Annotated in this window: 6 protein-coding genes; 1 reads left to right on the top strand and 5 read right to left on the bottom strand. The window is 71.6% G+C overall.

Annotation, left to right across the window (positions count from 1 at the left end; genetic code table 11):
- Positions 1 to 333 precede the first annotated feature (333 nt).
- Positions 334 to 1,155, top strand: coding sequence for a chitosanase (locus tag ABT112_RS26540; RefSeq protein ID WP_351513679.1), 822 nt, complete (start codon positions 334 to 336; stop codon positions 1,153 to 1,155).
- Positions 1,156 to 1,198: 43 nt separating this feature from the next.
- Here ABT112_RS26540 and ABT112_RS26535 read toward each other — a convergent pair whose 3' ends face one another.
- The 5 genes from ABT112_RS26535 to uraD all read right to left on the bottom strand — a co-directional run bounded on the left by ABT112_RS26535 (position 1,199) and on the right by uraD (position 6,324).
- Positions 1,199 to 2,614: a nucleobase:cation symporter-2 family protein gene (locus tag ABT112_RS26535; protein ID WP_351513678.1), complete on the bottom strand. Its 1,416-nt coding sequence runs from the start codon at positions 2,612 to 2,614 to the stop codon at positions 1,199 to 1,201.
- A gap of 228 nt (positions 2,615 to 2,842) precedes the next feature.
- A complete protein-coding gene (locus ABT112_RS26530; protein WP_351513676.1) occupies positions 2,843 to 4,216 on the bottom strand; it encodes an 8-oxoguanine deaminase in 1,374 nt (457 codons plus the stop codon).
- A 206-nt stretch (positions 4,217 to 4,422) separates the two neighbouring features.
- Positions 4,423 to 5,379, bottom strand: a complete 957-nt coding sequence (pucL, locus tag ABT112_RS26525) for a factor-independent urate hydroxylase (protein ID WP_351513674.1) — start codon at positions 5,377 to 5,379, stop codon at positions 4,423 to 4,425.
- A gap of 7 nt (positions 5,380 to 5,386) precedes the next feature.
- Positions 5,387 to 5,812 carry a hydroxyisourate hydrolase gene (locus tag ABT112_RS26520; RefSeq protein WP_351513672.1) on the bottom strand — a complete coding sequence of 142 codons (426 nt, stop codon included), beginning with the start codon at positions 5,810 to 5,812 and terminating at the stop codon, positions 5,387 to 5,389.
- Positions 5,809 to 6,324, bottom strand: a complete 516-nt coding sequence (gene uraD, locus ABT112_RS26515; protein ID WP_351513670.1) for a 2-oxo-4-hydroxy-4-carboxy-5-ureidoimidazoline decarboxylase — start codon at positions 6,322 to 6,324, stop codon at positions 5,809 to 5,811. The genes ABT112_RS26520 and uraD overlap by 4 nt, the downstream gene beginning before the upstream one ends.
- Between the last annotated feature and the right edge of the window lie 203 nt (positions 6,325 to 6,527).

Genomic DNA, 6,527 nt, shown 5'->3' with positions numbered 1-6,527 from the left:
CTTCCGTGTATTTGTGGCCCCCAGGGCCGTAAATATACGTTCCGGAACCCCCCACCCCTGCGCCCCCACCCCCTTGCGTACGGACCACCAGCCCGTCGTGGCGCGCCGCCGTCTTTGTCCGGTGCCCTGTGGCCTTTGTGGACTGGCCCGGCTTTGTCTTTGCCCCTGGCGGTCGTCCAGCCCATCGCCTGCGGGTCCATGCGTTGACGTCCGAACGGCCTCGGTTCACTCCGGTCGGCGTGCGCGGTGGCTGGAATGTGGGTTGTCGGGGTGGTGGGGTCCTGGGGATACGAGAATGCCGGTGCTGATGGATTCGTGGCATCGGAGGAGCGCATGGCTCGGGGCGGCAGGGGGCGCGCGGTCTCGTGGACGGCGCTCGGGCTGGTGGTGCTCGCGGTGCCGGTTGTGGCGGTGGCGGTGTCCTCCGAGCCGCCCCGGGCGTCGGCGCCCGTGGTGCGGGCCGGGCTGGACGATCCGGTGAAGAAGGAGATCGCCATGCGGCTGGTGTCCAGTGCGGAGAACTCCTCGCTGGACTGGCGGGCCCAGTACGCGTACATCGAGGACATCGGGGACGGGCGCGGCTACACCGCGGGCATCATCGGGTTCTGTTCGGGCACCGGTGACCTGCTGAAGGTGGTGCGGGCCTACACCGACGCCCGGCCGGGCAACGGGCTCGCCCGGTATCTGCCCGCGCTGCGGCAGGTCGTGGGCAGTGCCTCGCACGAAGGGCTGGATCCCGGGTTTCCGCGGGCGTGGCGTGCGGCGGCGAAGGATCCGGCGTTCCGCCGGGCGCAGGACGAGGAGCGCGACCGGGACTACTTCGGTCCCGCGGTGCGGCGGGCGAAGGCGGACGGGGTGGGTGTGCTGGGCCAGTTCGCGTACTACGACGCGGCGGTGGTGCACGGTGTGCGCGGTCTGCGTGCGATTCGGGAGAAGGCCGTGCGCGGGGCGGAGCCGCCGGCCCGGGGCGGTGACGAGGTGCGGTATCTGCACGCCTTCCTCGATGCCCGGGTCGCCGCGATGCGTCAAGAGAAGGCGCACCGGGACACCAGCCGGGTCGACACCGCCCAGCGGGTCTTCCTGGAGCGGGGCAATCTCGCGCTGGACACGCCGCTGGACTGGAAGGTCTACGGAGACCGGTACCACCTCGACTGATGCCCGTGAGTGGGTGCCGGGCCCCGGGGCCCGGCACCCGGGGTCAGGCGGCCACCGTCGGTTCCGGTGCGGGGGCCTCCGTGCCGGTGGGGCCGGGGTTCCGGTCCCTGCTGCCCAGGTGGTTGAAGAGCAGGTTGAGGACGATCGCCACGATGCAGCCGGTGCTGATGCCGGAGTCCAGGATGACCAGCAGGTCGTCCGGGAAGGCGTGGTAGAAGTCCGGCGCGGCGATGGGGATCAGCCCGACGCCGACCGACGCGGCCACGATCAGCGCGTTCTCGCCCTGCTCCAGGGCGGCCGTGGCCAGGGTCTGCATTCCGCTGGCGGCGACCGAGCCGAACAGCACGATGCCGGCGCCGCCCAGGACCGGCAGCGGTACGAGCGCGATGACGGAGGCGGCGACGGGACACAGGCCGAGCAGGACCAGGATGCCGCCCGCGGTCGCCACGACGTACCGGCTGCGCACCCGGGTCATGGCCACCAGGCCGATGTTCTGGGCGAAGGCGCTGCACGCGAAGCCGTTGAAGACCGGGCTGAGGGCGGTGCCGAGGGTGTCGGCGCGCAGGCCGCCCTCGATGGTCCGCTCGTCGGCCGGGCGGTCCACGATCCGGCCGAGGGCCAGCATGTCCGCGGTCGACTCGGTCATGCAGACCAGCATCACGATGACCATGGAGACGATCGCGGCCGTGTCGAACTGCGGTGCCCCGAAGTGGAACGGGGCCGGAAAGCCGATCAGTCCGGCGTTCCTCAGGGCGCCGAAGTCGGTCATGCCGAAGGGGATCGCGAAGAGCGTTCCGGCCACGAGGCCGAGGAGGATGGCGATCTGCTGGAGGAAGCCGCGCAGCACCCGGCGCAGCAGCAGCACGATCGCGAAGGTCAGGGCGGCGAGGCCGATGGCCCGCGGGGAGCCGTAGTCGTCGGCGGCCGGGTTGCCGCCCTGAGACCAGTTGAAGGCGACCGGCAGCAGCGACACCCCGATCAGGGTGATGACGGTGCCGGTGACCACCGGTGGGAAGAACCGGACGAGTTTGCAGAACCAGGGGGCGAGGAGGAAGCCCAGGACGCCGGCGACCATCACCGCGCCGAAGATGACCGGCAGAGCGTCGTCGGGGCTGTGGGCCTTGCCGATGGCGATCATCGGGGTGACGCCGGCGAAGGAGACGCCGTTGACGAAGGGCAGCCGGGCGCCGACCTTCCAGAAGCCGATGGTCTGGAGGAGGGTGGCCAGGCCCGCGGTGAAGAGGCTGGCGCCCATCAGGAAGGCGGTCTCGGTGGCGGTCAGGCCGACGGCGGGCCCGAGGATCATCGGCGGGGCCACCACGCCCGCGTACATGGCGGCCACGTGCTGGAGGCCGCTGGTGAACATCCTCAGCGGCGGAAGGGTGCGGTCGACCGGGTGCGTGGCCGGGTCGGGCTGCGGGGAGCGGGTGGTCCTGGGGAGCCTGGGCGCTGCGGCCACGGGGGTTCCTCCTGTCGATTTTCGTGTCGCGGACGACACGGCTTTCCGGGAGGCCTTGCGGGTGCGGTGCGTGGGGGTGCGGGGCGGGGCCGCTGTCGGTGGTGCGGGCAGGGCGCGGCCGGCGTACTCGGGGGCGCGGAGTCCGCGCCCCCGAGTACGGCCTGCCACGGCTCCCGCTCGGTGCCGTGGCCGCCGGCCGGGAGCCGTCCCTCCCGGCCGGACGTCGGGTCAGCTCTCGGCGGCGATCCGCGCGAGCCGCTGGGCCTCGTCGCGCGCGGTGCGGGCGATGTCGTCCTCGTCGGCGGTGGTGAGCCGGCTGTCCTCGACGACGGGCCGGCCGTTGACGAGCAGGAGGGTGAGCGGTGCGGCGGCGCCGAGGACGAGGGCCGCGACCGGGTCGGCGATCGTGGAGTGGCCGAGGCCGTCCAGCTTCCACAGCGCCAGGTCGGCCAGCTTCCCGGGTTCCAGGGAGCCGATCTCCTTTTGCCGGCCGAGGACCTGGGCGCCTCCGTAGGTGCCCAGTCGCAGGGCCTGACGGACGTTCAGGGCCTTCTCGCCGCCGGCGAGGCGGTGGACGAGGAGGGCGTTGCGCAGTTCGGTGTGGAGTTCGCCGGACTCGTTGGAGGCGGTGCCGTCCACTCCGAGGCCGACCGGCACCCCGGCCCCCAGCATGTCGGGGACGCGGGCGGTGCCCGCGGCGAGCCGCGCGTTGGAGGACGGGCAGTGGGCCACGCCGGTGCCGGTGCGGGCGAACGCCGCGAGGTCGGTGTCGTTCATGTGGACGCAGTGCGCCATCCACACGTCGTCGCCGAGCCAGCCGGTGGACTCGAAGTAGTCGGTGGGCCCCATCCCGAACAGCTCCTTGCAGAACTGTTCCTCCTCGACGGTCTCCGAGCCGTGGGTGTGCAGCCGGACGCCCTTGCGGCGGGCCAGGGCGGCCGCCTCGCGCAGCAGTTCGGTGGAGACGGAGAACGGCGAGCAGGGGGCGACGCCGATGCGCAGCATCGAGTCGAACGAGGGGTCGTGGTGGGTGTCGATCGCCTCCTCGGTGGCGATCAGGGCGGCCTCGGTGGTCTCGACGGCGAAGTCCGGGGGCAGGCCGCCGTCGGAGGCGCCGCGGTCCATGGAGCCGCGGGTGGGGCTGAACCGTACGCCCAGCTCGCGGGCGGCCCGGATCTCGGCGCCGAGCAGGTCACCGGCGCCGCGGGGGAAGACGTAGTGGTGGTCCATGGCGGTGGTGACGCCGCCGCGCACCATCATGGCGAGCGAGCCGCGGGCGGCGGCGTACACCATCTCCTCGTCGATCCGCGCCCAGGTCGGGTACAGGGTGACCAGCCAGTCGAAGAGGTTGGAGTCCTGGGCGAGGCCGCGGGTGAGCCACTGGTAGAAGTGGTGGTGGGTGTTGACCAGGCCCGGGGTGAGCAGGTGTCCGGTGCCGTCGACGCGGCGCACCACGTCCCGCAGATCGTCGGGGGCTCTGCCGGCGCCCACCGATTCGATGCGGTTCCCGGCGACGACGACATGGCCCGAGGCGTGTTCGGTGTCGTGCGCGTCCACGGTGGCGATGGCGCAGTTCTCGATGACGGTGCGCGGGGCTGCCATGGCGGTTCCTCGTTCTTCCGTTGGTGGACGGGCCCGGGGGCCGGGCGGGGTGACGACCGGGTCCGTGGTGCCCGGGCGTTTCCGGACGGCCGGGCGGTGGCTGCGCAGCTGCCCCCGCTCCCCTCCGTGCCCCCGGGGCGGGATGCCCCGGGGACCGACGCCGGCGCGCACGTCGGAGGGTGTCGCCGGGAGGCGACGGGTGGTTGCTAGAGGTTGGTCAGGTCGGTCGGGATACGCGGTTCCACGCCGTCCCGGAGGACGGTCGCCTCGATGAGCCCGTAGGGGCGGTCCGCGGCGAAGTAGACGGCTCCGTCCTTGGCGTCGTTCTGCAGCCCGAACGGCTCCAGATCGACCTGGAAGTGGTGCTTGTTGGGGAGCGAGAGCCGGATCTCGTCGATCTCGGTCCGGCTGCTGATGACGCGTGACCCCATCTGGTAGAGGGTCTGCTGGAGGGAGAGGCTGTAGGTCTCCGCGAACGCCTCCAGCAGGTGCTTCCGGGCCCGGTCGTAGGAGGTGTTCCAGTCGGGCATCCGGTCGTCGTCGGCGGCCCAGCGGTAGCGCCAGCGGGCGTGCACCTCCGTGGCGAGGATGCGGTCGTACGCCTCCGGCAGGGTGGTGTACTGGTCCTTCACATAGCCCCAGAACTCCGAGTTGGTGGAGTTGAGGACGGTGAGGTCCTTCAGGCCGCCGATGACCTCGAAGGACGTTCCGTCGTAGGTGATCTGGGCGGTGCGGGTCTCCTGGCCCTTGCGGACGAAGGAGTGCCGCACCTCGTCGGCGCCGATGAAGCGGGAGTTGGCGTCGGAGGGGGCGATCCGCTCCCAGGCGTACTCCTCGATGCGGATGCGCGCCCGGTGGATCGGCTCCTGGCTGGTCACGAAGTGCCGGGCCAGATGGATGCCGAACTGCTCGGCCGACGCGATGCCGTGCTCCTTGGCGAAGGCGAACACGGTGTTCTTGGTCGTGTCGGTGGGGAGCACGTTGGCGTTGCTGCCCGAGTAGTGGACCTCGTCCATGTCCCCGGAGAGGGAGACGGAGACGTTGAGGTCCTTGATGTGGTGGGTGTCCCCCTCGCGCACGATCTTGACGACGCGGTTCTCCGCCTTGCCGTACTGGTTCTGGCCGAGAACCACGGGCCTGGCGGGCGGCTGGTTCGGTGACATGTCGGTGCTAGCTCCCTCGGTATACGGAGTAGCCGAACGGGTTGAGCAGCAGCGGCACGTGGTAGTGCTCGCCCGGTTCGACGGCGAACGTGATCGCCACCTCCGGGAAGAAGGCTCCGCTGTCCCTTGCGCGGGGGGCGTCCTGCTGTTCCTCGGCTGGCCGGTCGTGACGGTGCTGGTGGCTGTGGTGGTCGCTGGTGCGGTGGGTGAAGTACGGCTCGACGGCGAAGAAGAGCCGTACCCGGGTGGTGCCCTCCGGCAGGGCCGGAAGGTCCTTGCAGCGCCCGTCCGCGTCGGTGACGGAGGTGCCGTGGACGGTCCATGCGGCGCTCTCGCCGCAAACGGACATCTCGACGGCCACTCCGGCGGCCGGGCGGCCGATGCTGGTGTCCAGGATGTGGGTGGACACGGAGGTGGTGGTGCCGTCGCTCATGCCGCGGCCCCTCCTTCTGCGAGACGGGTCAGCCGGATGCGGTTGATCTTCCCCAGTTCCCGCCGGACGATCTCGCGCTCCTGCTCCGGCGCGTTGCCGCTGCGGGCGCGGAGAGCGTCCCGCATCTGCTCCCCGGTGAGGCCGGTGGCACAGATCAGGAAGACGTGCCCGAACTTCTCCTGGTAGGCCAGGTTGAGTTCGAGCATCTCGGCCTTGAGCCGGTCGGACGCGCCGGACATCCCGCTCTGCTCGCGGGCGGAGGTGGGGTCGCCGGGCTTCGGTCGCCCGATCGGCGGATGTCCGGCCATGGCCTCGGCGAGATCCGCCGCGGTGAGCCCGGCCATGGCGGCGTCGCTCGCGGCGAACAGGGCGTCGAGGCCGGCGTACGGGCGGCCGTCGAGGATCCGGCTCCCCCACGCCGTACTGGCGCACACCTCGTGCAGGGCGGCGCGGGCGGCACCGGCCTCCGCGGTGTTGAACCGGGCGAGACCCGGTGGCGAAGTCGACGTCACGGGTGCCTCCGTGGCCTGGGCTGGACGGGCTCCGCCCGTGGCTGGTGCCGGACGGGCTTCGCCTAGCTAACGCCTTCCCGCAACATCACGTCAACACTTTGTTGAAGCTATCTTGTGAACGGTGTGTTACGCGCGGCGCAGTGCCGTGCGGCCGAGGCGTGCGGCACGGAATCCGCGGACCCGGGGCCCGTTCGGCCGTCACC

The sequence above is a fragment of the Streptomyces sp. NPDC002055 genome (genome assembly GCF_040296705.1).
In the GTDB taxonomy this organism is placed as follows: domain Bacteria; phylum Actinomycetota; class Actinomycetes; order Streptomycetales; family Streptomycetaceae; genus Streptomyces.
Note: the sequence above shows the minus strand (reverse complement) of the source record. Positions and strands in the feature narration are given on the sequence as shown.